Origin of the sequence: Luteibacter jiangsuensis, assembly GCF_030812295.1 — a bacterium.
Lineage (GTDB): Bacteria > Pseudomonadota > Gammaproteobacteria > Xanthomonadales > Rhodanobacteraceae > Luteibacter > Luteibacter jiangsuensis_A.
This window is the reverse complement of record NZ_JAUSSK010000004.1, coordinates 128,391-149,213: the sequence shown is the minus strand read 5'-3', so window position 1 is coordinate 149,213 and position 20,823 is coordinate 128,391. Positions and strand designations below refer to the sequence as shown.

Annotated in this window: 18 protein-coding genes; 6 read left to right on the top strand and 12 right to left on the bottom strand. The window is 65.9% G+C overall.

Features of this window, described 5'->3' with window-relative positions:
• The 8 genes from J2T07_RS14540 to J2T07_RS14505 are packed head-to-tail and all read right to left on the bottom strand — an operon-like array spanning position 1 to position 10,133.
• Positions 1–1,524, bottom strand: a complete 1,524-nt coding sequence (locus J2T07_RS14540) for a CoA-acylating methylmalonate-semialdehyde dehydrogenase (protein ID WP_306850831.1) — start codon at positions 1,522–1,524, stop codon at positions 1–3.
• A gap of 26 nt (positions 1,525–1,550) precedes the next feature.
• Positions 1,551–2,348, bottom strand: a complete 798-nt coding sequence (gene iolB, locus J2T07_RS14535) for a 5-deoxy-glucuronate isomerase (protein WP_306850830.1) — start codon at positions 2,346–2,348, stop codon at positions 1,551–1,553.
• A complete protein-coding gene (iolE, locus tag J2T07_RS14530) occupies positions 2,345–3,253 on the bottom strand; it encodes a myo-inosose-2 dehydratase (protein ID WP_306850829.1) in 909 nt (302 codons plus the stop codon). Before iolE ends, iolB begins: the two co-directional genes overlap by 4 nt.
• Positions 3,250–5,133: a 3D-(3,5/4)-trihydroxycyclohexane-1,2-dione acylhydrolase (decyclizing) gene (gene iolD, locus J2T07_RS14525; protein WP_306850828.1), complete on the bottom strand. Its 1,884-nt coding sequence runs from the start codon at positions 5,131–5,133 to the stop codon at positions 3,250–3,252. Before iolD ends, iolE begins: the two co-directional genes overlap by 4 nt.
• Positions 5,130–7,097, bottom strand: a complete 1,968-nt coding sequence (locus J2T07_RS14520; RefSeq protein ID WP_306850827.1) for a bifunctional 5-dehydro-2-deoxygluconokinase/5-dehydro-2-deoxyphosphogluconate aldolase — start codon at positions 7,095–7,097, stop codon at positions 5,130–5,132. The genes iolD and J2T07_RS14520 overlap by 4 nt, the downstream gene beginning before the upstream one ends.
• 12 nt (positions 7,098–7,109) lie before the next feature.
• Positions 7,110–7,898: an ATP-binding cassette domain-containing protein gene (locus J2T07_RS14515; RefSeq protein ID WP_306850826.1), complete on the bottom strand. Its 789-nt coding sequence runs from the start codon at positions 7,896–7,898 to the stop codon at positions 7,110–7,112.
• 11 nt (positions 7,899–7,909) lie between these two features.
• On the bottom strand, positions 7,910–9,070 hold the full coding sequence (locus tag J2T07_RS14510; protein WP_306850825.1) for an ABC transporter permease: 1,161 nt from the start codon (positions 9,068–9,070) through the stop codon (positions 7,910–7,912).
• A gap of 19 nt (positions 9,071–9,089) precedes the next feature.
• Positions 9,090–10,133: a sugar ABC transporter substrate-binding protein gene (locus J2T07_RS14505; RefSeq protein WP_306850824.1), complete on the bottom strand. Its 1,044-nt coding sequence runs from the start codon at positions 10,131–10,133 to the stop codon at positions 9,090–9,092.
• A gap of 202 nt (positions 10,134–10,335) precedes the next feature.
• Between J2T07_RS14505 and J2T07_RS14500 the strand changes: the two genes are divergently transcribed.
• The 5 genes from J2T07_RS14500 to J2T07_RS14480 all read left to right on the top strand — a co-directional run bounded on the left by J2T07_RS14500 (position 10,336) and on the right by J2T07_RS14480 (position 15,051).
• Positions 10,336–11,202 carry a MurR/RpiR family transcriptional regulator gene (locus J2T07_RS14500; RefSeq protein ID WP_306850823.1) on the top strand — a complete coding sequence of 289 codons (867 nt, stop codon included), beginning with the start codon at positions 10,336–10,338 and terminating at the stop codon, positions 11,200–11,202.
• On the top strand, positions 11,195–12,187 hold the full coding sequence (iolG, locus tag J2T07_RS14495) for an inositol 2-dehydrogenase (RefSeq protein ID WP_306850822.1): 993 nt from the start codon (positions 11,195–11,197) through the stop codon (positions 12,185–12,187). The genes J2T07_RS14500 and iolG overlap by 8 nt, the downstream gene beginning before the upstream one ends.
• A gap of 2 nt (positions 12,188–12,189) precedes the next feature.
• The gene (locus tag J2T07_RS14490) at positions 12,190–13,206 is read left to right on the top strand and encodes a Gfo/Idh/MocA family oxidoreductase (protein WP_306850821.1); all 1,017 of its coding nucleotides are present in this window, start codon (positions 12,190–12,192) and stop codon (positions 13,204–13,206) included.
• Positions 13,207–13,395: 189 nt separating this feature from the next.
• Entirely contained in the window at positions 13,396–14,628 is a 1,233-nt protein-coding gene (locus tag J2T07_RS14485; RefSeq protein WP_306850820.1) for an MFS transporter, read from the top strand.
• 30 nt (positions 14,629–14,658) lie between these two features.
• Complete coding sequence (locus J2T07_RS14480) at positions 14,659–15,051, top strand: hypothetical protein (RefSeq protein ID WP_306850819.1); 393 nt, start codon at positions 14,659–14,661, stop codon at positions 15,049–15,051.
• A 121-nt stretch (positions 15,052–15,172) separates the two neighbouring features.
• On the opposite strand, the gene J2T07_RS14475 is transcribed toward J2T07_RS14480, so the two are convergent.
• Together J2T07_RS14475 and cls are read right to left on the bottom strand one after the other, a co-directional pair.
• Entirely contained in the window at positions 15,173–15,934 is a 762-nt protein-coding gene (locus J2T07_RS14475; protein ID WP_306850818.1) for a prolyl oligopeptidase family serine peptidase, read from the bottom strand.
• A gap of 92 nt (positions 15,935–16,026) precedes the next feature.
• Positions 16,027–17,448, bottom strand: a complete 1,422-nt coding sequence (gene cls, locus J2T07_RS14470; protein WP_306850817.1) for a cardiolipin synthase — start codon at positions 17,446–17,448, stop codon at positions 16,027–16,029.
• Positions 17,449–17,564: 116 nt separating this feature from the next.
• Here cls and J2T07_RS14465 point away from each other — a divergent pair, with 116 nt between their 5' ends.
• Positions 17,565–18,749: an MFS transporter gene (locus J2T07_RS14465; RefSeq protein ID WP_306850816.1), complete on the top strand. Its 1,185-nt coding sequence runs from the start codon at positions 17,565–17,567 to the stop codon at positions 18,747–18,749.
• A 10-nt stretch (positions 18,750–18,759) separates the two neighbouring features.
• On the opposite strand, the gene J2T07_RS14460 is transcribed toward J2T07_RS14465, so the two are convergent.
• Together J2T07_RS14460 and J2T07_RS14455 are read right to left on the bottom strand one after the other, a co-directional pair.
• Entirely contained in the window at positions 18,760–20,154 is a 1,395-nt protein-coding gene (locus J2T07_RS14460) for an FAD/NAD(P)-binding protein (protein WP_306850815.1), read from the bottom strand.
• 46 nt (positions 20,155–20,200) lie between these two features.
• The gene (locus tag J2T07_RS14455) at positions 20,201–20,779 is read right to left on the bottom strand and encodes a cysteine dioxygenase (protein WP_306850814.1); all 579 of its coding nucleotides are present in this window, start codon (positions 20,777–20,779) and stop codon (positions 20,201–20,203) included.
• Positions 20,780–20,823 lie beyond the last annotated feature (44 nt).

Sequence of the window (20,823 nt, the reverse complement as noted above, 5' to 3'; positions counted from 1 at the left end):
CTAATGGGTGGGCATCGCAAATTCGGCGCCAGCGCTTTCATCGTGGTTCAGCCAACGCTGTGTAACGGCCTTCTGTCTTGTGTAAAAGCGCACGGATTCCGGGCCGTGAGCGTGGTGGTCTCCCATCAGGCTCTTCTTCCATCCACCGAAACTATGGAAGGCCATCGGTACCGGAATGGGAACGTTGATGCCGATCATCCCCACCTGGACACGGTGCGCGAATTCCCGAGCCACGTGTCCATCACGCGTGAAGATCGCGGTACCGTTGCCGAATTCATGTTCGTCCACGAGCTTCAACGCGCCGGCGAAATCGGGAACGCGTACCACGCACAGAACGGGCCCGAATATCTCTTCCTTGTAGATGCGCATGGACGGCGTCACGCGATCGAACAATGTGCCGCCGACGAAGAATCCTTGCTCGCAACCGGCAACCTGGTAGCCGCGCCCGTCGACGACCAACTCGGCACCCGACGCCACGCCATCGTCGATGTAGCCGGTGATGCGGTCGCGGTGAACGCCGGTGACGACGGGGCCCATCTCCACCTTTTCATCCATGCCGTTGCCGATGCGCAGCGCCCGCACGCGCGGCGCGAGCTTCGCGACCAGCGCATCGGCCGTCGCTTCGCCGACCGCGACGGCGACGGAGATCGCCATGCAGCGCTCGCCCGCCGCGCCATAGCCGGCTCCCATCAAGGCATCGGCGGTCTTGTCCAGGTCGGCGTCGGGCATGACGATCATATGGTTCTTCGCACCACCCAATGCTTGTACGCGCTTGCCCGTCGCGCAACCGCGCGCATAAATGTATTCCGCGATCGGGGTGGAGCCGACGAAGCTCACCGCGCGAACGAGATCATGATCCAGCAGCGCGTCCACCGCGGTCTTGTCGCCGTGTACCACGTTGAACACGCCGTCGGGCAAGCCGGCTTCCTTGAGCAGCTTCGCCAGCTCGACGGCGAGCGACGGATCGCGTTCGGACGGCTTGAGAACGAAGGTGTTTCCGCAGGCCACCGCCATGGGGAACATCCACATCGGGACCATCGCGGGAAAATTGAAGGGCGTGATGCCGGCGCAGACACCAAGGGCCTGGCGCATCGTCCACGCATCGATGCCATTGGCGATCTGCTCGGTGTATTCACCCTTGAGCAACTCGGGTATGCCGCACGCGTACTCCACCACCTCGAGGCCGCGCACCAGTTCGCCCTTGGCATCGGACAGCACCTTGCCATGCTCGGCGACGATCACGCGGGCGAGCCGGTCCATGTCGCGTTCGATCATCTCCTTGAAGCGGAACATCACGCGGGCGCGCTTGAGCGGCGGTGTCTGCGACCAGGCGGGGAAAGCGGCGTGCGCGGCGCGCACGGCGGTGTCGACATCGGCGACGGAAGCGAGATCCACCTCGGCGGCGGGAACGCCACGTGCCGGATCGTAGACGGGCGCGAAGCCAGCGGGCGTACCTGCATAGGGCTTGCCGGCGATGTAGTGGCCGATGCGGGGAAGGACGTTGCTGGAAGGCTGGGCGGACATGTCTTGGTTACTCCGATCGCGGCGTTTCAACGCGCGATCATCCATTCGTGGGCGGGATCGTTGCGGAAGTGCCATTCACGGCGTGGGCCGGCCATCACGTTGAGGTAGTAGCCCCTGTAGCCGTGTGGCATCACCACGGGGTGGTACCCGCGCGGCACCATGACCACGTCGTGGTCGCCCACGGCCATCGATTCGTCGATGTCGCGGGTGTCGGTGTAGACGCGCTGGAAGGCGAATCCCTGCGGTGGATCGATGCGGTGGTAGTAGGTTTCCTCGAGGACGCTTTCTTCCGGCAGCGCGTCGGTGTCGTGCTTGTGTGGCGGATAGCTCGACGAGTGACCGGCGGGCGTGAGCACTTCGACGACCAGCAGCGATTCGGCGGGCTCGGTCTCGGGCAGGATGTCGCACACATACCGCGTGTTCGATCCGGTGCCGCGGACCGAGCGCTTCATCGACTCCGGTGTGAGCAGGCGCGCGTCCAGCCGTCCCGAGGCGGGTGCCGAGGCGATGGCGAGTTCGGCATCGGTTCTCGCGCTGACACTGAAGACCGATGACGGCGGGGCATACACGGCATGCGGCGAGCGATCCTCGAAGACGCTCGCACGGCCGCCGAGGCGTTCCCATGCATGCGCTCCGACACGGACGTCGACAGTCCCGGCCAGCACGACGAGACACCCTTCGCGATCGGATGGCAGCGCGATCTCCGTGCGTTGTCCCGCGGCGAGGCGGCGTGCTTCGAAGCCGACGTGCTTCCAGTGCGCGGTCTGTGGCGTCACCTTGACGATGGCCTCGCCCGTGGGCATGGCCTTGACGAGCAGGCTCATGCGACCTCCTTCACCGGTTCCCGGTCGAGCAATCCGCGCAGGGTGTCGTATCCCTTCTTCGCGAAGGCGTAGCTGGGAGCCACCGCCGGATCTTGTTCGGCCTCGACGACCAGCCAGCCTCTGTAGCCATGCTCCTTCAGCTTGCCCACGATCGCGGCGAAATCGATCACGCCATCACCCGGAACGGTGAACGCCCCGTTGAGCACGGATTCGAGGAAGGTCCATTGACGGTTGCGCGCGAGACGAACGATGCCAGGCCGCACGTCCTTGCAATGGACGTGGCAGATGCGGGCGATATGCCGCACCAGCACGGCCACCGGATCGCCGCCGCCGAAGTAGGTGTGGCCGCTGTCGAACAACAGCCCCACGTCCTCCCCGGTATGCGCCATGAGCTGATCGATGTCGTCGGGCGACTCGACATACGCACCCATGTGATGGTGATAAGCCAGGCGAACGCCTTGAGAGAGCGTGAAACGGGCGAACTCCGTCACCTTCTCACCATAGCGTTTCCAGTCGTCCTCGCCGCGGAAGCGCGGACGCTTGTACAACGGCACCGGCTCGCCCTGGATGGCATGGGCCACCTCGCCATAGACCATGACCTTGCAACCGTTCTCGGCGAGCAGGCGAAGGTGCTTGGCGACGGCGGCCGATTCCTCTTTCGCGGTGCGTTCGCCCAGCCGGCCCGAATACCAGCCCGAGACGACGTCGAGGCCGTAGCCCGCCATCAGCTCGCGCAGTGCCGCCGGTTCCTTGGGGAACTTGTTGCCGAGTTCGAAGCCCTCGTAGCCGATGGCCTTGCCTTCCGTGAGCGCGGTGGACAACGGTATCTCCCCGCCGAGCGATGGCAGGTCGTCGTTGCTCCAGGAGATCGGATTGATGCCGATGCGGATGGGATCGTTCTTCATGCTGGCGTGATCCTGGCCTTGCGGCCCACGATGGCGGTCTCGTAGCCCGCACGCGCTTCGCGCACGGCATCCCGCGTGGAAACTTCCGGCACCGCTACGTCCCACCACACACCGCCCTCGTCGGTCGTGCGTGTGTGGTCGGTGTCGATGCTGATGAGATAGGTGCGGTCGGCGGCGCGTGCGCGCTCCATCGCGGCCTCCAGTCCGGCGATATCGCCCACATGCTCGGCGATCGCACCGAGACTGCGGGCGTGGGCCGCGAAGTCGACGCTGGGCGCGCCGTGGCGGCCCTGCACGCAGTTCTCGAACATGTTGTTGAACGGTGCACCGCCCGTCGCTTGCTGCAGCCGGTTGATGCAACCGTAGCCGCGATTGTCCAGCAGCACGATGATGAGCTTCGCGTCGAGCATCACGGATGTCGCGATTTCCGAATTCATCATGAGGTAGCTGCCGTCGCCCACCATCACGATGACCTCGCGGTTGGGGTAGGCCAACTTCACGCCCAGGCCACCGGCGATCTCGTAGCCCATGCACGAATAGCCGTATTCCATGTGGTAGCCGCCGGGCGTTTCAGTACGCCAGAGCTTTTCCAGTTCGGCGGGCAGGGTGCCGGCAGCGCAGACCACGATGTCGTCCATGGCGGAGCGCGACGACGAACGCTGCACGGCACCGATCACTTCGCCGTCGTACGGCAGGCGCCCCGCCGGCGGCTCACGCTGCCCGGTGATACGCGAGACGATGTCCACCCATTCCCTGGCCGCTTCGCGGGCGCGTGTCGTCCAGTCCTCGGGTGCCGCCCAATCCTCGAGCCCGAAGCTGATGTCGTCGAGCACCTGTGCCGCATCGCCGATCGCCTCCAGTCCATCGCCCTTGAGTGCGTCGAAGCTGTTCACGTTCACCGAAAGAATCGGCACGTGGCGGAACAGGGCGTTCGATCCCGTGGTGAAATCCTGCAACCGCGTTCCCACGGCGATGATCAGGTCCGCCTCGCGGAGCAAGGCGTTCGCGGCGGTCGATCCGCTGACCCCGGCCGGACCGAGGTGCAACGGGTGGTTCCACGGCAACGCGCCTTTGCCCGCCTGTGTCTCGCAGACCGGAACGCCATGCTTGTCCGCGAAATTGAGCAGCGCCGGCGTGGCCTTGGCGTAGAGGGCGCCACCGCCGGCGATGATCACCGGGCGCTCGGCGACCTCGATCGCGTCGAGCGCGGCCATCAGCTCGTCGTCGGTGGGTTGCGGGGCGCGGAAGACGATCTCACGCGGCTCGAAGAACGACAGCGGGTAGTCGTAGGCTTCCGCTTGCACGTCCTGGGGCAGGGCGAGCGTGACCGGTCCGCACAGCGCGGGATCGGTCAACACGCGGATGGCGCGGGGGAGGGCGGTCAGCAATTGCTCCGGCCGGACGATGCGGTCGAAGTAACGCGACACGGGCCGGAAGCAGTCGTTGACCGAGACCGTGCCGTCGGAGAAATCCTCGAGCTGTTGCAACACCGGGTCCGGCTCGCGCGAGACGAAGATGTCGCCGGGCAGCAAGAGTACCGGCAGACGGTTCACATGGGCCAACGCGGCGGCCGTGACGAGATTGGTCGCGCCCGGGCCGATCGACGTGGTGACGGCCATCATGCGCCGGCGCATGTTCGCCTTGGCATAGGCGATGGCGGCATGCGCCATCGCCTGTTCGTTGTGCGCGCGGAGCGTCGGCAATTCGTTGCGCACGCCATACAGCGCTTCACCCATGCCGGCCACGTTGCCGTGGCCGAAAATGGCGAACACGCCGCTGAACAGCGGCACGGACTCTTCCTGGTCGGCATCGCGCCCGCGCAGCGCCGAGAGATAACGGACCAGCGCCTGCGCGCAGGTGAGGCGGATCGTCTCGCTCATGCGGCGGCGCCTTCCTTCAGCGTTTCGGGACTGCGCCGGCCTTCACGCCACAAGGCGATCATGCGTTCGAAGGCGGCGCGGGCCTGGGCGACGAGGGCGGCATCGTCGATGGTCCCGGCGAGCCACGCCTTCGCCGGTTCCGCGAAAATCGTTCGGCCCACGGCGAAGCCCCGGCAGGTGGCGCTTTCGACAGCGTCGGCGAAGCCCGCCGCAAGGGCCTCCGCCGGTGCGTTGAGGCCGAGTAGCAGCACGCCGCGGCACTGCGGGTCACGCTCGTGGATCAGGGCGTCGATCGCGGCCCACGCCTCGCGACGCGGCGGGCAGAGCTTCCACCATTCGGGCTTGATGCCAAGGTTGTAGATGCGCTTCAGCGAACGCAGCACGAGTTCGTCGCGCTCTTCCTGGCTTCTGCATCCCGGCGGGATCACTTCCAGGAGCAACTCGTGGCCACTGATTTTCGCCGCGTCGTACAGCGTGCGGAGCTGCGTTTCCTGCTCCACCCGATCCATGGGATTCGCATCCGGATCGAAGGCGACCAGGCACTTGATGACGTGCTCGCGCGGCCAGGCGACCAGTTGGCTGCCTATGGAGCGGCCGCGTTCCAGTTCCAGCGGGTTCGAACCGGAGACCTCGACGGGCCGGCCGATCCACCACCCACGGCCCGTCGCGGCATTGAGCGCGTCCTGTCCATAGCGGTCGTCGGCCAGCAGGCCGACGTGGCCCTGGAGCTTCCCGGCCCGTTCCGTGGCGGCCACGGCTTCCACCAGCAATTCCTTGAGACGCGGTATGCGTGCCTCGTCGCCACCGACCTGCCTGGCCAGTTCGAAGAACGGCGTGCGGTGGTCGAAGGCGAACACGTAGAGTTCGTCCCACGCCTTCCGCGGCACGGCCGTGCGATGAAGGTGGGACAGCTCGGCGTCGAGGTCCGGCCGGCGGATGCCACCTTCACGCTGGAGAAAGGCGTCGAGTTCCGCGCGTCCGGGCATGGCCGGTGCGCAACCATGGCGTGACACCACGATCGCACCGCAGGCATTGGCGAAGGCGCACGACCGTTCGATCGACTCGTCACGCAGCCAGCCGGCAAGGAAGCCGGAGAGGAAGGCATCGCCGGCGCCGAGCACGTTGAGCACGTCCACCTGGCTGCCGCGATAGGTGGGAGCCTCGTCGATGGCCGCGGGGATCGCACCTTCGATCACGGAGCAACCCAGTGGACCGCGCTTGACCACGAGGGTGGCCGCGCTGATGCCACGCACGGCACGCAGCGCGGCGAGCAGGTCTTCGCTGCCACCGGCGATGTGGAATTCCTCCTCGGTGCCGACGATCACGTCGAAGCCGGGGAGGATGGCTTGCAGGTGGCCGGTGACATGGTCGGCGGCGACGAAACGCGTTTCGCCTTCACCCCGGCCGGTGAGGCCCCACAGCACGGGGCGATAGTCGATATCGAGCACGGTGCGCACGTCGTGCTTGCGGGCCAGCTCGATGGCGCGCGTGCTGGCGGCGTGGACGCCGGGTTCGGAGAAATGCGTTCCCGTGATGGCAAGGGCGCGGCAGGAGGCGATGAAGGACTCGTCGATATCCCCGGTTGCCAACGCCATGTCCGCACAGTTCTCGCGGTAGAACAAAAGGGGGAAGGTTTCGCGATCCTTGATGCCGAGGATCGCCAGGGCGGTCAGGCGATCGGAGTCGATCCGGACCTGGCTGACGTCGCAACCTTCGGCCTCGAGCGTCCCGGTCAGGAAACGGCCCATGTGGTCGTCACCCACGCGGGAGAGCATGGCCGAGCGCAGGCCCAGCCGCGCGGTGCCGAAGGCCACGTTGGCCGACGAGCCGCCAAGGTACTTGGCGAAGCTGGTCACGTCTTCCAGGCGGGCACCGATCTGCTGGGCGTAGAGATCCACCGCGAGCCGGCCGAGGCAGGCGACATCGATGGGGCGGGAGGAAGAGCGGGGCAGGGGATTACGCATAGGGGTTCCGTATCAGGCCGCGCGGCCTTCCAGTTCATCGACCAGGCTCTGGATCTCGGTGCCGCCGGCCATCATGTCGAGTACCTCTTCCTTCGTGATGTCGCGCTTGGCGAAAGTGCCCATGGACTGGCCGCGGTTGAGCAGCGTGAAGCTGTCCGCGATGGGGTAGGCGTGGTGCACGTTATGGGTGATGAAGATCACCGAGATACCACGCTCGCGCGCGTTGTGGATCAGCTTGAGCACGTTGCAGGACTGCTTCACGCCAAGGGCGGCGGTAGGCTCGTCCAGGATCAGCACCTTCGCGCCGAAGTGGATCGCGCGGGCGATCGCCAGGCATTGCCGTTCGCCGCCCGACATCGTGCCCACCGGTTGGCTCGCGTCGCGGACGCGGATGCCCATCTCGGCGAGTTTGTCGCGAGCGGTCTCGTTGGCGTAGTTCATGTCGATGACCGGGATGACGCCGAACATCTTGCGGCGCGGCTCGCGGCCGGCGAAGAAATTGCGTGCCACGCTCATCAACGGGACCAGCGCGAGGTCCTGGTAAACCGTGGCGATGCCGCGATCGAGCGCTTCGCGCGGCGAGTTGAAGCGGACTTGCTCGCCATCGACGCGGTACGCGCCGGAGCTGGGCTGGTGCACGCCAGCAAGGGTCTTGATCAGGGTGGACTTGCCCGCGCCGTTGTCTCCGAGCAGGCAGTGCACCTCGCCACGTTTCAGGCGCAGCGTGACGCCCTGGAGGGCGATCACCGTGCCGAAATACTTGCTGACGTCGTCGAGCTCGAGGATGTAGTCGTCGGCCATGTTGGTGCTCCTCACTTCGTCGCCGCGGCGCGGCTACGGATGTAGTGGTTGAACAGGACCGCCAGCAGCAGCATGCCGCCCAGGAATACGCGGTACCAGTCGGAATCGATATTGGTGTACGAGATACCGATCTGCACGACGCCGAAAATCAGCGCGCCGAAGCAGGCGCCGATCACCGACCCGAAGCCGCCGGTGAGCAGCGTTCCGCCGATGACCACGGCGATGATCGCCTCGAACTCCTTTTGCAGGCCGCGATCCGCCGCGGCGGAGCCGACGTCGGCTACCTGCAGCACGCCGAACAGGCAGGCGCAGAAGGCGGTGAGGACGAACAGCGAGATCTTCACCCGGCGCACGGGGACGCCGACATTCTTCGCGGCGTTCGCATCGCCGCCGACCGTGTAGATCCAGTTACCGAAGCGCGTACGGGCCAGCACGAAGCCGGCGGCGACCGCCATCACGATCCACCAGACCAGCACCTTGGGCAGGCCGGCCACGACCGGGTCGCCGCTGGGCAGCTTCTCGATCAGGTTCATTCCGGCGAGCGCGCTGAACAGCCAGTGCAGGGTGGTGCCCTGGAACAAGGCGGAAACGACGGGGTCCTCGGTGAACTTGTCACCGATGCCGCTGACGATCGTGCTGTTGGCGAAGCCGGTGGAAAGGACCAGGGTCAGGCCGCGCAGGATGAACATGAAGGCAAGGGTGACGATGAACGACGGCAATTTCGTGCGAACCACGAGGTAGCCGTTCAAGGCACCGAGCGCCATGGAGCCGACGAACGCGAAGATCACCGATGCCCAGAGCGGCCAGCCGAGATACATGGGTGGGATGGCCACCATGACGCCGGCGAATCCGATCATCGAACCCATCGACAGGTCGAATTCGCCGGCGATCATCAGCAGGCAGGCGCCCACGGCGATGATGCCGAGGTAGCCCGCCACCTGCGCCCAGTTGATCACGCCATCGAGCGCGAACATGCCCGAGCCGCCGGCGAAGATGCCGAAGAAGACGAAGACGAGCACGGTGCCCGCGATCGACCCGAGCTCGGGCCTGTCGAGGAGGACACGCCACGGAGATATCTTCCGCACGCGTTCGTCCGTGGATGCCGCTTCTTCCGGCGCTTTCGCGCGGTTGCTATGGATCATGTTCGTAACGCTCTCGTTGATGGCGCTCATGGACTTCTGCTCCTGCCGGTCAGCGGTACTGGCCGGCGTACTTCTCGACGGTGGCGACGTTGTCCTTGGTGACGAAGGCCGGTCCGGAGCTGACGCCGGTGGCGGTATAGACGGGTTTCAGGTCGTACTGTTTCAGGCGCGCCTGGAACTTCGGGTTGGCCTTCAGTGCGGCGATGATCTTGGCCGGGTCCTTGGTGTTCTGCTCGTGCGCGATCACCAGCGCGGCGATGCCCATGTAGCCTTGCAGGTAGGGCTGCTGGTCGATGGCGTACTGGATCGTGCCGGACTTGATCCCGTTGATGATGGCGGGCGAAAGGTCGAACGTGCCGAAGTTGATCTTGCCCACCAGGTGCATGTCCTGGACCACCTTGATCGCCGGCTCCGCCGCATTGGGCCCCAGGGCCAGGATGGCCTGCGTCTTCGGGTTGCTGCGCAGGTAAGCGCTGAGCTTGCTGGCGACCACCGTCGGGTCCATGCCCGTGTCGATCATCGAGGTCTTGCGCCAGTCCTTCAGGCCGATGGCGTCGGCGAAGCCCTGGCAGCGCTCGAACGAGGCATTGTTGGTGGCGTAGTGGTTCACGCAGACGAAGCTGGTGACGCCGGCCGCCTTGGCCCGTTCGCCGGCGGCCTTGCCCGCATCGTATTCACCCTGGCCCACATGCATGATGGCGCCGAGCTTCTTGCTCTCCTCGGGCGTGCCGGAGTTGATGGTGACGATGGGAATGCCCTTGGCGGTGACCTTGGCGGCCGGGGCCTTCAGCACCGCGTAGCTGGCGATGTCGAAGGACACGCCCTTGTAGTTCCGGGCGGCCGCGGATTCGAGCTGGCGGGCCATCTCGCTCAGGTCGCCGTTGCCGGACCCGCGGTAGTCGACGTCGACACCGAAGTCCTCGCCCGCCTGCTTGATCGAGTTCTTGATGGTGTTCCACCAGGAATCCGAGTCGGCGGCGTGGGTGACGAGAACGTAACGATCGCCGGGAGCCGCCTGCGAGGCGGGGGCGGCAAGGCCAAGGCCGAGGGCTAGGGCTGCCGCCAACGAGGCGTGGAACAGTTTGGATCGCATAGTGCCTCCACAGGTGACCGGTTTTGCGGTCGGATGGATGGATATCGAAGTGCGATGCGGCCTCGCGGCCGCTGTTTTGCCGAAAGCGGGTCGAGCATGGACCCCCCGTTCCATGGTTGCAATTTGCATTGCAGCAAAAAAATAAATGGAAAATACGTTCCATCGCGTGCTTCAATGCGGCCGGTCCCCGATGGAGCCGTCCATGGCCAAACGCAGCGAAGCCGATGCCCTCATGCAGCGCATCGCGGATGAATTCGAAGCCCTGCCACGCCAGCTGCAGGGGGTCGCCCGTTACCTTGAGGAACATCGCAGTTCGATCATGGTCCAGCGTGTCGGCGAGATAGCCGAAGGTTGCGGCGTGCATGCTTCCGCGGTGGTTCGATTCGCACAGCGCTTCGGTTATTCCGGATTCTCCGAAATGCAGGCGGTGTTCCGCGATGCGTGGACGGCGCAGTCCGCGCCCTCGCGCAGCTACCAGCAGCGAATCCGCAGCGTCATCAAGGGCCGTGCCGGAGGCATGCCCGCCGTCGAGATCGCATCGCGCTTCATCGACGCAAGCCGGGCAGGGCTCGACGAGCTCGCCGAGGAACTGGACGAAGCACGCTTCCAGAAGGCGGTGGATATGCTCGCCGCGGCGGAAAACATCTATGTGATCGGCGTGCGGCGTTCGTTCGCCATCGCCACCTACATCGCCTATGCGTTGCAGCACACGCAGAAGCGCGTGCACCTGGTGAGTGGCCTCGGCGGCATGTTCCGCGAACAGTTGCGCAGCATCGGCAAGGGCGACGCGCTCATCGCCATCAGTTTTCCACCGTTCGGCAAGGAAACCCTCTACGCCATGCGGGTGGCCCAACAACATCGCGCGGGCGTGCTCGGCATCACCGAGAGCGACCTGGGACCGCTGGCGCGCCATTCGGACGTGCTGCTCAAGGTGAAGGAAGGCAGCGCGTTCGCCTTCCGTGGACTCACCAGCACCATGTGCCTGTGCCAGGCGCTGTTCGTCGCGCTGGCCTACAAGCTCGAACTCACAGTCGAAGAAACCATTCCCCGAGGAGAATACGATGATTGAAGTTGCCGTTTTCGGTGCCGGTCGCATCGGCAAGATCCATGCGGGCAACGTCGCCCGCCACCCGGAGGCACGCCTGCGCTACGTGGTGGACGTGCACGCGCCCTCGGCACAGGAACTTGCGGAAAAGCATGGCGCGAAGGTCGCCAGCGTGGATGAGGCATTGAACGATCCCGCCGTTGGTGCCGTGGTCATCGGGTCGAGCACCGATACCCATGCCGATCTCATCCACCGCGCCGCCGCCGCCGGCAAGGCGATCTTCTGCGAGAAGCCGGTGGACCTCGACGTCGAGCGCGCCCGTTCGTGCCAGGCCGTCGTGGAAAAGGCCGGCGTCGTCTGCATGATCGCTTTCCAGCGACGTTTCGATCCTACCTTTTCGTCCCTGAAGAAGCGTCTCGACGAGGGCGAGGTAGGAACGCCGGAGCTGCTGATCGTCACCAGCCGCGATCCCGGCGCGCCGCCGGTCAGCTATATCAAGAGCTCGGGCGGCATCTTCAAGGACATGCTCATCCACGACTTCGATATCTTCCGCTGGATCCTCGCCGACGAAGCCGTCAGCGTGCATGCCACCGGTAGCTGCCTGACCGATCCAGCGATCCAGGCAGCCGGCGACATCGACACCACCGCCGTCACCATTCGTACGAAGAGCGGCAAGCTCTGCCAGATCAATACGTCGCGCCGCGCGGCCTATGGCTATGACCAACGCTTCGAGGTGCTCGGCAGCAAGGGCATGCTGCAGGCGGGCAACGTCGCGCCGACCCAGGTCGTGTCGCATACGTCGAAGAACATCGCCCATGACCTCCCGGAGCACTTCTTCCTGGAGCGCTACCGCGAAGCGTACGCCGCCGAGATCGCCCATTTCTTCGACGCGCTGGCCGGTGGCACGCCCGTGCGCACGACCATCGCCGATGGCATCAAGGCATTGGAGCTGGCCGAGGCCGCCGCGCATTCGTGGCGCGAAGGCAAGGTCGTCGAGGTGAGTATCTGACCATGGATAAGCTCCGCATCGGCCTGGCCGGGCTCGGCCGGCTCGGCCAACGCTACGCCGAAAATCTCGCCCGCGCGGTCCCGCGCGCCGAACTCGCCGCCGTATGCAGTCCGGTGGATGCCGAGCGAACCTGGGCGAGCGACACGCTCGGCGTCGGCACCATCCATGATTCCTACGACGAGATGCTCGCCGACCCGTCACTGGATGCGGTATTCCTGGTTACGCCGACCTCGCTGCATGCGGCGCAGATCGAACAGGCACTGGACGCCGGCAAGCACGTATTCTGCGAGAAGCCGCTCTCGCTCGACCTGGAGGATTGCCGTCGCACTGCCGCGCACGCTGCGAACGCTGGCAAGCGAGCCATGGTCGGCTTCGTCCGCCGCTTCGACGAGAGTTATCGCCACGCCTTCATGCATATCGAGGGCGGCGGCATCGGCCGGCCGTTCCTGGTCTACTCACAGACGACGGACCTTGCCGATCCGAGCGGCGCGTTCCTGAAGTTCGCGCCGACCAGCGGTGGCATCTTCCTCGACTGCAGCGTGCACGACATCGATCTCGCCCGCTGGCTGCTGGGCCGGCCGAAGGCGACCAAGGTCTATTCCACGGGCACGGTGGCGATGTATCCGCCGCTCGAGGGCATGGGCGATGTCGACAACGGTATCGCCATCGTCGAGTTCGAGGGTGGCCGCATGGCGATGTTCTACGCCTCACGCACGCAGGCTCATGGGCACGACACGCACACCGACGTCACCGGCACCGCCGGCAGGGTCAGTATCGGACGCAACCCGCGCGCTGACCGCGTGGAGATCGCCGATGCGAACGGCGTGCGCAATTCGGTCGTTCCCTCGTTTTACGAACGGTTCGCGCCGGCGTTCGTGACCCAGGCGAAACACTTCGTCGATGCGGTGCTCGACGACATGCCTTTCGAGCTGACCATGGACGACGCGGTGGAAGCGACGCGCATCGCGGTCGCGTTGCGCGAATCGCTGCAAAGCCGCCAGCCAGTCGAGCTGGGCTGATCCTCCCCTGGTGGGAGCCGACCCTGTCGGCGATGGGTGCTTGCCTCATCCTTGCCCGCTGCCGCGGGATCGCCGACAGGGTCGTCTCCCACCAGACTGCGGTTTCTCCAGGCTGCGGTTTCTCCTTTCAAATGGGCACATGGCGAGCCATGACGCACTGCAACAACGGCGCGCTATAATCGCCCGGCCATGTCTCTTCCATCCCTCGTTCCCCATCGCGGACGGCGCTTCGCCGTCACGGCGCGGATTCTTTCCGCGGTCGTCTTTTCCTTTGTCTGTTACCTGTGCATCGGCATTCCGCTCGCCGTCCTGCCCGGATTCGCACACCTGGACCTGGGCTATTCGACGATCGTCGCCGGGCTGGCGGTCAGCGCGCAGTATCTTGCGACGCTGCTGAGCCGCCCGCACGCCGGGCGCATGGCCGATGCGATGGGACCGAAGCGGACCGTGGTCGCCGGCCTCATCGTCCTGGCCATCTCCGGGCTGTTCCTCGCGCTGGCGGCGCTGGTGCCGAAGATACCCGCGCTTTCGCTGGCGCTGATCCTTCTCAGCCGTCTCGGTCTCGGGTTCGCCGAGAGCTGGGTGAGCACCGGATCGATCACCTGGGGCATCGGCGGTATCGGCGGCGAGCACACCGCGCGAGTGATTTCCTGGAATGGCATCGCCACCTACGGCGGCATCGCGCTGGGCGCACCCCTGGGCGTAACGTTGGCGCGAGACCACGGCTTCATCTCGCTGGGTATTCTGACCTTCGCACTGGCCCTCGTCGCCTTGCCGTTGGCGCTGGCGAAGGCCCGCGTGGCGCCGAGCCATGGCGAGCGCCTGCCGTTCAAGAGCGTTCTTTCGCGTGTCATGCCCTATGGCGCGGGTCTGGCGCTGGCATCCATAGGTTTCGGCTCACTCTCGACCTTCGTGGCGCTCTACTACGCCAGCCGTGGTTGGGCCGATGCCGCGCTGTCGTTGTCGATCTTCGGCGGATGCTTCATCGGCATCCGGCTGGTCTTCGGCAACGCCATCGACCGGTTCGGCGGCTACCGCGTGGCGATCGCTTCGTTGTTCGTCGAATGCCTCGGCCTGCTCCTGCTCTGGCAGGGGACGACGCCGCACGCGGCCCTCGCCGGGGCCGCACTCACGGGCGCAGGTTTCGCCCTGGTGTTTCCGGCGCTCGGCGTCGAGGCGGTCGGCCGGGTCAGTACGCACAATCGCGGTGCCGCCTTGGGCGCGTACTCCGTCTTCCTCGATGTGGCTCTGGGATTGACCGGCCCTGTCGGCGGCTGGGTCGCAGGCCTTTACGACTACCCCGCGATCTTCCTGCTGGCGGGTTTCGCCGCGCTGGCGGCGATGTTCCTGGCCACCTCCCTTTACCTGCGTTTCGGCCGCGATAGGAATGTACGCGATAACCAGGTGGACGCCCGGGCATAATGCACTTCCGGTTCCCTTCGAGTTCTTCGCATGCCATACGATCGCAGTTGGACGGGCTTCGGCATCGTCGGTGCCCTGGAAACGGGCGCCATCGCGCTGGTCGTCGGCATCGTCGTCTTCGGCTTGCTGCACGCCTTCGGCAAGGGCAATGGCTGGAGCGACGGGAAGCGGCTTGCCATCGCCTACGTGTTCGCCGTGGTACTGGGCGCCGGACAGGACCTGTGGGACCTCTTCTACTTCAACATGGCGCCGCTGCAATCGCTCACCTTGTTGAAGCTGAAACTCGCCGCCGTGCATGATCCCGATGCCATCGGGCTGCGCGTCTTCTTCGAGTTCGTCGGCGCCTTGGTGGGGGTATGCATCGGCTGGCTGGTATTTGCTGGCGGGCTGAAGAAGCTGTCCGCCAGCATGCGCAGTTCCTGATGCACCAAAAATGGAACCGATGCTGGTGGGAGCCGACCTTGTCGGCGATCCCGCGGCAGCGGGCCAGGTTATGGCAAGCACCCATCGCCGACAGGGTCGGCTCCCACCTTGGAGTGGTTCCCTACCGGGTGTGGCTGAACATCCAATCCCACAGCTCCGGCGTCGCATAAGCCTTTTCCCATGAGCCGTGGTTCACGCCGGGGAATTCGCTGTACTTCACCTCCGCCCCGCGCTTGACCAGCGCCGCGTTCATCTTGCGCGACTGCTCGGTGGGCACGACGTTGTCGTCGCCGCCATGGAAGATCCACACCGGCAGCTTGCCGATCTTCTCCGCCACCCAGGTGAAGGGATCGTCGCTCTTTGGTACGCCGTGCACGTAGAGCGCCCGTTCGTCGCTCAAGGCGCTGACGCCGCCACAGATGATGGCGGCCGCGGCGAACGTGCCGGGATGATCCACGGCAAGCTGCCAGGAGCCGTAGCCGCCCATGGAGAGACCGGTGAGGTAGAGGCGCTTACGGTCACCATGAAACTCTTTCACGCTTTTCTCCAGCGCAGCCATGGCCATATCGCCATCGGCACGGTCGGTCCATTCCGTGTCGTCGGGCGCCTGGGGAATCACTACCACGGCCGGGAAATCCATGTGCTGCTTCAGCCAGGGTGGCAGGCCTTGCGACATCTGTTTCCGGTTGTCGACGCCCCGCTCGCCGCTGCCATGAAGGAACAGCACCACGGCCGGATGCCCCTTGATGTCCGCGGGCACGAATACCTGGTAGCGGTAGGTCTTGCCGTGGACATCGACGGAGCGCTCGACGAAGCGCGCCGGGGCGGCGAAACCGGCCGTGCTGACCATGGCGGCGGTGAGGAAGGCGAGGGTGCGAAGCATCGTGGCGGTTCCCTGGGGACAGGTAGCCGAGTCAAGCGGAGTAACGGACGTATCGCAAGTCCATCGCCCACGAAAGTTCTTGAAAGACCGGCCTAAAGGATCGGATCGAACAGGCGGGCGACATGCAGCGCCACGCGGCGGAAGTACGACAGGCGCCGGTAGTCGTTCGGATTCACCTCCTCGCTGTTGGCGAAGTCCGTCACGAGCATGGCTTCCACCTCGGCGGCGAAAGCCTCGTCCACGTTCAGCGCGGCGATCTCGAAGTTCAGCCGGAAGCTGCGGTTGTCCAGGTTCATGCTGCCGACCACCGCGGTGTCGTCGTCGATGAGCATCACCTTCTGGTGCACGAAGCCCGGCTGGTAACGGAACATGCGGACGCCCGCCAGGGTCGCCTCGTGCGCATAGAGCGTGGAGGCCATGAATACCGTGCGATGGTCGGGCCGGCATGGAATGAGGATGCGCACGTCCACGCCCCGGAAGACGGCGAGACGCAAGGCGCCGAACACGGCCTGGTCAGGCACGAAATACGGTGTGGTGATCCATACGCGTTTTCTTGCGGCATGGATGGCTTGCGTGAAGAACAGAGAGCAACTCTCCTGGCGGTCGGCCGGGCCGGTGGCGACGATGAGGCTCGCCGCGCGGCCGCATCGCTCCGGTGGGGGCGACGATGGCGGACGCTCGCCGGTGACCCAATACCAGTCCTCGGCGAACACGCGTTGCAGGTCGGCCACCGCGGGACCCTCGATCCCCATGTGCGTGTCGCGCCAGGGCGATAGTGGCGGCTTCGCGCCGAGGTATTCGTCACCCGCATTGAGGCCACCGACGAAGCCACGAACACCGTCCACAACGAGCACCTTGCGGTGGTTGCGAAAATTCAGTTGGAAACGATTCCGCCAGCGCCGCGTAGCGAAGCGGTGCACGTGCACGCCGCCAGCGCGCAAGCGCTCCACGTAGCTATCGGGAAGGGCATGGCTGCCGATGCTGTCGTACAGCACGCATATCTCCACGCCTGCCGCCGCACGATCCAGCAGCGCTTCGCTCAGCCGGCGGCCCAGCACGTCGTCATGGATGATGAAGAACTGCAGGAGCACGTAGCGCTCCGCGCGGGCGATGGCGGCGAACATGGAGGCAAAAGCCGCCTCGCCGTCGACATGCAGGAACAGCGCGTTGCCGCCGTGCATGGAGCTATTCAACATCCGTCCGATGGCGTCGTAGCGGGTGTCGCCGACGGGCGCGGCTTGCGGCAGCACGCCAGGCCGCGCGGGATGCGCGGCTTCCTCGTGGAGCATGAAGAAGCGCGCCTGGCGTTGCCGGTGCAGGTCCACGTAGCCGCCGAAGTGGCTCGCGCCCAGGAACAGGTATGGCACCAGGGTGACGTAGGGCAGGAGCACCAGTCCCAGCACCCATGCGAAGGCACCTTGTGCCGTCCGGGTATGCATCACCGCGTGCGTGGCGGCGAACACGCCGGCAACGTGCAAGCAGAGCGCCGCGATGGCGATCAGGGTGGCGATCATGCGCGGGCGGTCTCCACTATCAAGTTTTTGGCAACAGTGTTTGGCGCCAGGAGGTGTATTTGCATAAGGGTCGGGGCGGGAAAATGCACGTTATCGCTTTCCATCGAGCCTATCCTATGAACGTCCCTTCGTCCCGTCTGCCCTTGCTGGCCTTGGCCGTGGCGGCCTTCGCGATCGGCACCACCGAATTCGTGATCATGGGCCTGCTGCCGGAAGTGGCCGCCGACCTTCGGGTAAGCATCCCCTCGGCCGGCATGCTCGTTTCAGGCTATGCCCTGGGCGTGGCGGTGGGTGCGCCCCTGCTCGCGGCACTGACCGCCAGACTGGAGCGCAAGCGCGCGCTCCTCCTGCTGATGGGCCTGTTCATTCTCGGCAACCTGTTGTGCGCCATCGCGCCGAATTACGAAGTGCTGATGGTGGCCCGCGTCGTGGCGGCCTTTTGCCACGGCTCTTTCTTCGGCATCGGCGCCATCGTCGCGGCCCATCTGGTGCCTGCCAACCAGCGTGCCCGCGCCATCGCGCTGATGTTCGCGGGCCTGACCCTGGCCAACGTGCTGGGCGTTCCGTTCGGCACCTTCCTTGGCCAATGGGCGGGCTGGCGGGCCACGTTCTGGGCTGTCACCGGATTGGGCGTGATCGCGTCGCTGGCGGTTGCCCGCTTCGTTCCCGCGCTGCCCCACCTGAAGGCGCCGCACATGGGGCGGGAACTGCGTGTGCTGCGTGAGCCGCAAGTGCTGCTGGCACTGGGCATGACGGTGCTTGGCTTCGGCGGCGTCTTCACCGTGTTCACCTATATCGCACCGATCCTGCAGGAGCAGTCCCACATCGACCCGCACTGGACCGGTGCCGTGCTGGTGCTGTTCGGCCTCGGCACCACGATCGGCAACATCCTGGGCGGCCGCCTCGCCGACTGGAAGCTGATGCCTTCGCTGATGGGGATCCTGGTGGCGCTGACCTTGCTGCTGGTGCTGTTCGCCTGGACGATGCATTCGACCGTGGCCGCCGTCGTCACCGTCTTCGTCTGGGGCATCGCGGCCTTCGCCACCGTCGCCCCGTTGCAGTCGCGCGTGGTGCACGTGGCGGGCGACGCACCCAACCTCGCCTCGACGCTCAACATCGCCGCGTTCAATCTCGGCAATGCGGGCGGTGCATGGCTGGGCGGTGCCGTGCTGGCCGCGGGCTATGCCATGCCGGTGGTGAGCCTTGCCGGTGCCGCGGTCACGGTGGCGGGCTTGCTGGCCACGATGGCCAGCGTCGCGCTCGAACGGCGCGCCGGTGCCCTTGCCACCGGATGCGCCTGACGTTCCAAGATCACCTCGTGGCGACGCGCTGTACCTTCTCGGCCAACAGCATGTTGGCGAGGCTCTGGGCCTGCTTGCGGATCTCGGGAATCGCCGTGGATTCCCAGAGCGCGCCGCGCAGGAGACTGCCGATCGCGAAGAGGTTCCGGCGCGGCTTGCCTTCGCCGTCGAGCAGGTGGCCATCCGGCAGGGCCGCGAAGCCCAGCCCGAGCGGGTCGGGCGTGACCAGGTCACCGAGCACCAACTGGCGCACCAGCCGGTGGTCGGTGCGCTGTGTATCGGTATTGAGGCCCACGGTCTGGATGACGATGTCGTAGGAATCGGTGGTCTCGCCTCCGCCCGGCAACCGATGCACGACCGCGAGCGAGCCGTCCTCCGACAGTCGCACCGAGCGCATCCGCCCACGGCTTCGGGTGAGACGGCCGTCGGATTCCAGATTCGCGATCGTCGCGGCCACTTGCGGCGGCATGCGGTGACGTGCCCGCTCCCAGGCCCAGCGGGCATGACGGAGGAAGCGCGCCCGTTCCGCTTGCGGCAGGTCGTGCCAAAGCGATTGCGTATGCGGCCGCATGCCGTCGATGACCGTGCGCCAGTCTTCGGCACCCGCCGTGGCCTCACGGAGCCGGCGCAGCCAGACGCGGATGTTGACGTCGTCGCGCATGGACTCGATCAGTTCGCCGCCATCGTCGTTGGGGGCGGACGCCGCCGCGAGGTGTGGCTCGGGCAGCTTGCCATGGCGCGAGAGGGCGTCGAAATGCGCGTTCGGCCAGCGTGCGGAGAGTTCCAGCAACACGTCGACAGCGGTAAGGCCCAGGCCGATGATCAGGACGCGAAGCGGACGCTCGTGACTCTCGGCGGATGCCAGGAAGGGCCACGGATCGGTGATGTAGCGGCCACTGGCGATCGCGGCGTCTTCCACGCCCGGCAAAGGGCGCGGAGGCAGCGAACCGATGGCGAGCACGGCGGCTTCGGCCTGCGTTTCGCCATCCCCATAGCCGATGGTGACGCCCTCGGCCGAGGGCACCACGGATTCCGCGGCGAACGGCAACACGTTCACGTCGTGGCCGAACGAACCCGCGTTCTTCACGGCGTCCTCGACACGCGACTGCAGGAAATCGCCGTACATCCGGCGCGGCAGGAAATCCGCCCCCTTCACCGAAGGGTCCAGGGCCTGGGCGTACTCGAGGAAACCGCCGGGCTTGCTGACGAACATGCCCATCGAGGCGGCGCGCACGTTGAGCAGGTGCCGTTCCGACGGCGTGCCATAGGCGACACCGCGGCCGGCCATCGGGCCGCCCGTGTACCAGTCGAGATGAAGCGGGCGCTGCGTGCGCCGCTCCAGTAATTCGCTCACCAGCGTCGCCGCTGCAGCGCCACCGCCAATGATGGCGACTTTATGAAACATGTGTTGGTCCTTCGCCCGATGGCTGGGGTGGAGGGCCGTGAGACCGTCAGGCCGTCAGGCGTCCCGCGATGATCGATTGCCTCGGCCGTGCGATCCAGTGTCCGGAGGGACCGGGCTGCTCGTACGCGAGGTACTGTGCCAGATCGCCACCGTACACGTGAAGCGTGAGCGCCGTGTCGTGCCGCGACAAATTGCGGCAGCGGTGCGTGTGGCTTTCCGTGGCGTCGAACCAGGTGGCGTCGCCTGGGCCGAGCCAGGTGCGGCCGCTGCTGCGCAATGAGTGGTCGACGTCGTCCTTGATGAAGGATTCGACTTCGAGCGCCCCGGCGATGGTGGCCTCCAGGCCCCACAGACCGCCATGGTCGTGCACCGGCGTGGCGTAGCCCGGAGGCCAGGCCAGGACCAGCATGCTGACCGGTGGACGTGTGCGCTCGGCGAGTATCCAGCGTTCGAAGCCACGCCGGCGCTCGCGCAAGGGACCCAGCATGGTGGCGAGGTCGGTGCTGCGGCCGTGCAGGGCGCTTCCGATCTCCCGCCCCATCGAGGCGAGGTCCGGATGCTCGGCATCCGAGAGGTCGAAAGCGATGTCCCGCAAGGTCCTGATGATGGAAGAACGCCTACCCATGGAAGGGTCGCCCCGCTAGATCAACTGGCGGGGAGTGGAGCATG

Excerpts from the sequence above, each read along its gene's own strand:
- iolG (WP_306850822.1), top strand. The coding sequence starts at position 11,195 with ATGATTGAAGTTGCCGTTTTCGGTGCCGGTCGCATCGGCAAGATCCAT.
- J2T07_RS14455 (WP_306850814.1), bottom strand. The coding sequence starts at position 20,779 with ATGGGTAGGCGTTCTTCCATCATCAGGACCTTGCGGGACATCGCTTTC.
- J2T07_RS14485 (WP_306850820.1), top strand. The coding sequence starts at position 13,396 with ATGTCTCTTCCATCCCTCGTTCCCCATCGCGGACGGCGCTTCGCCGTC.
- J2T07_RS14490 (WP_306850821.1), top strand. The coding sequence starts at position 12,190 with ATGGATAAGCTCCGCATCGGCCTGGCCGGGCTCGGCCGGCTCGGCCAA.
- J2T07_RS14515 (WP_306850826.1), bottom strand. The coding sequence starts at position 7,898 with ATGGCCGACGACTACATCCTCGAGCTCGACGACGTCAGCAAGTATTTC.
- J2T07_RS14475 (WP_306850818.1), bottom strand. The coding sequence starts at position 15,934 with ATGCTTCGCACCCTCGCCTTCCTCACCGCCGCCATGGTCAGCACGGCC.
- iolD (WP_306850828.1), bottom strand. The coding sequence starts at position 5,133 with ATGAGCGAGACGATCCGCCTCACCTGCGCGCAGGCGCTGGTCCGTTAT.
- J2T07_RS14460 (WP_306850815.1), bottom strand. The coding sequence starts at position 20,154 with ATGTTTCATAAAGTCGCCATCATTGGCGGTGGCGCTGCAGCGGCGACG.
- J2T07_RS14500 (WP_306850823.1), top strand. The coding sequence starts at position 10,336 with ATGGCCAAACGCAGCGAAGCCGATGCCCTCATGCAGCGCATCGCGGAT.
- iolE (WP_306850829.1), bottom strand. The coding sequence starts at position 3,253 with ATGAAGAACGATCCCATCCGCATCGGCATCAATCCGATCTCCTGGAGC.
- J2T07_RS14520 (WP_306850827.1), bottom strand. The coding sequence starts at position 7,097 with ATGCGTAATCCCCTGCCCCGCTCTTCCTCCCGCCCCATCGATGTCGCC.
- iolB (WP_306850830.1), bottom strand. The coding sequence starts at position 2,348 with ATGAGCCTGCTCGTCAAGGCCATGCCCACGGGCGAGGCCATCGTCAAG.
- J2T07_RS14465 (WP_306850816.1), top strand. The coding sequence starts at position 17,565 with ATGAACGTCCCTTCGTCCCGTCTGCCCTTGCTGGCCTTGGCCGTGGCG.
- J2T07_RS14510 (WP_306850825.1), bottom strand. The coding sequence starts at position 9,070 with ATGAGCGCCATCAACGAGAGCGTTACGAACATGATCCATAGCAACCGC.
- J2T07_RS14480 (WP_306850819.1), top strand. The coding sequence starts at position 14,659 with ATGCCATACGATCGCAGTTGGACGGGCTTCGGCATCGTCGGTGCCCTG.
- cls (WP_306850817.1), bottom strand. The coding sequence starts at position 17,448 with ATGATCGCCACCCTGATCGCCATCGCGGCGCTCTGCTTGCACGTTGCC.
- J2T07_RS14540 (WP_306850831.1), bottom strand. The coding sequence starts at position 1,524 with ATGTCCGCCCAGCCTTCCAGCAACGTCCTTCCCCGCATCGGCCACTAC.
- J2T07_RS14505 (WP_306850824.1), bottom strand. The coding sequence starts at position 10,133 with ATGCGATCCAAACTGTTCCACGCCTCGTTGGCGGCAGCCCTAGCCCTC.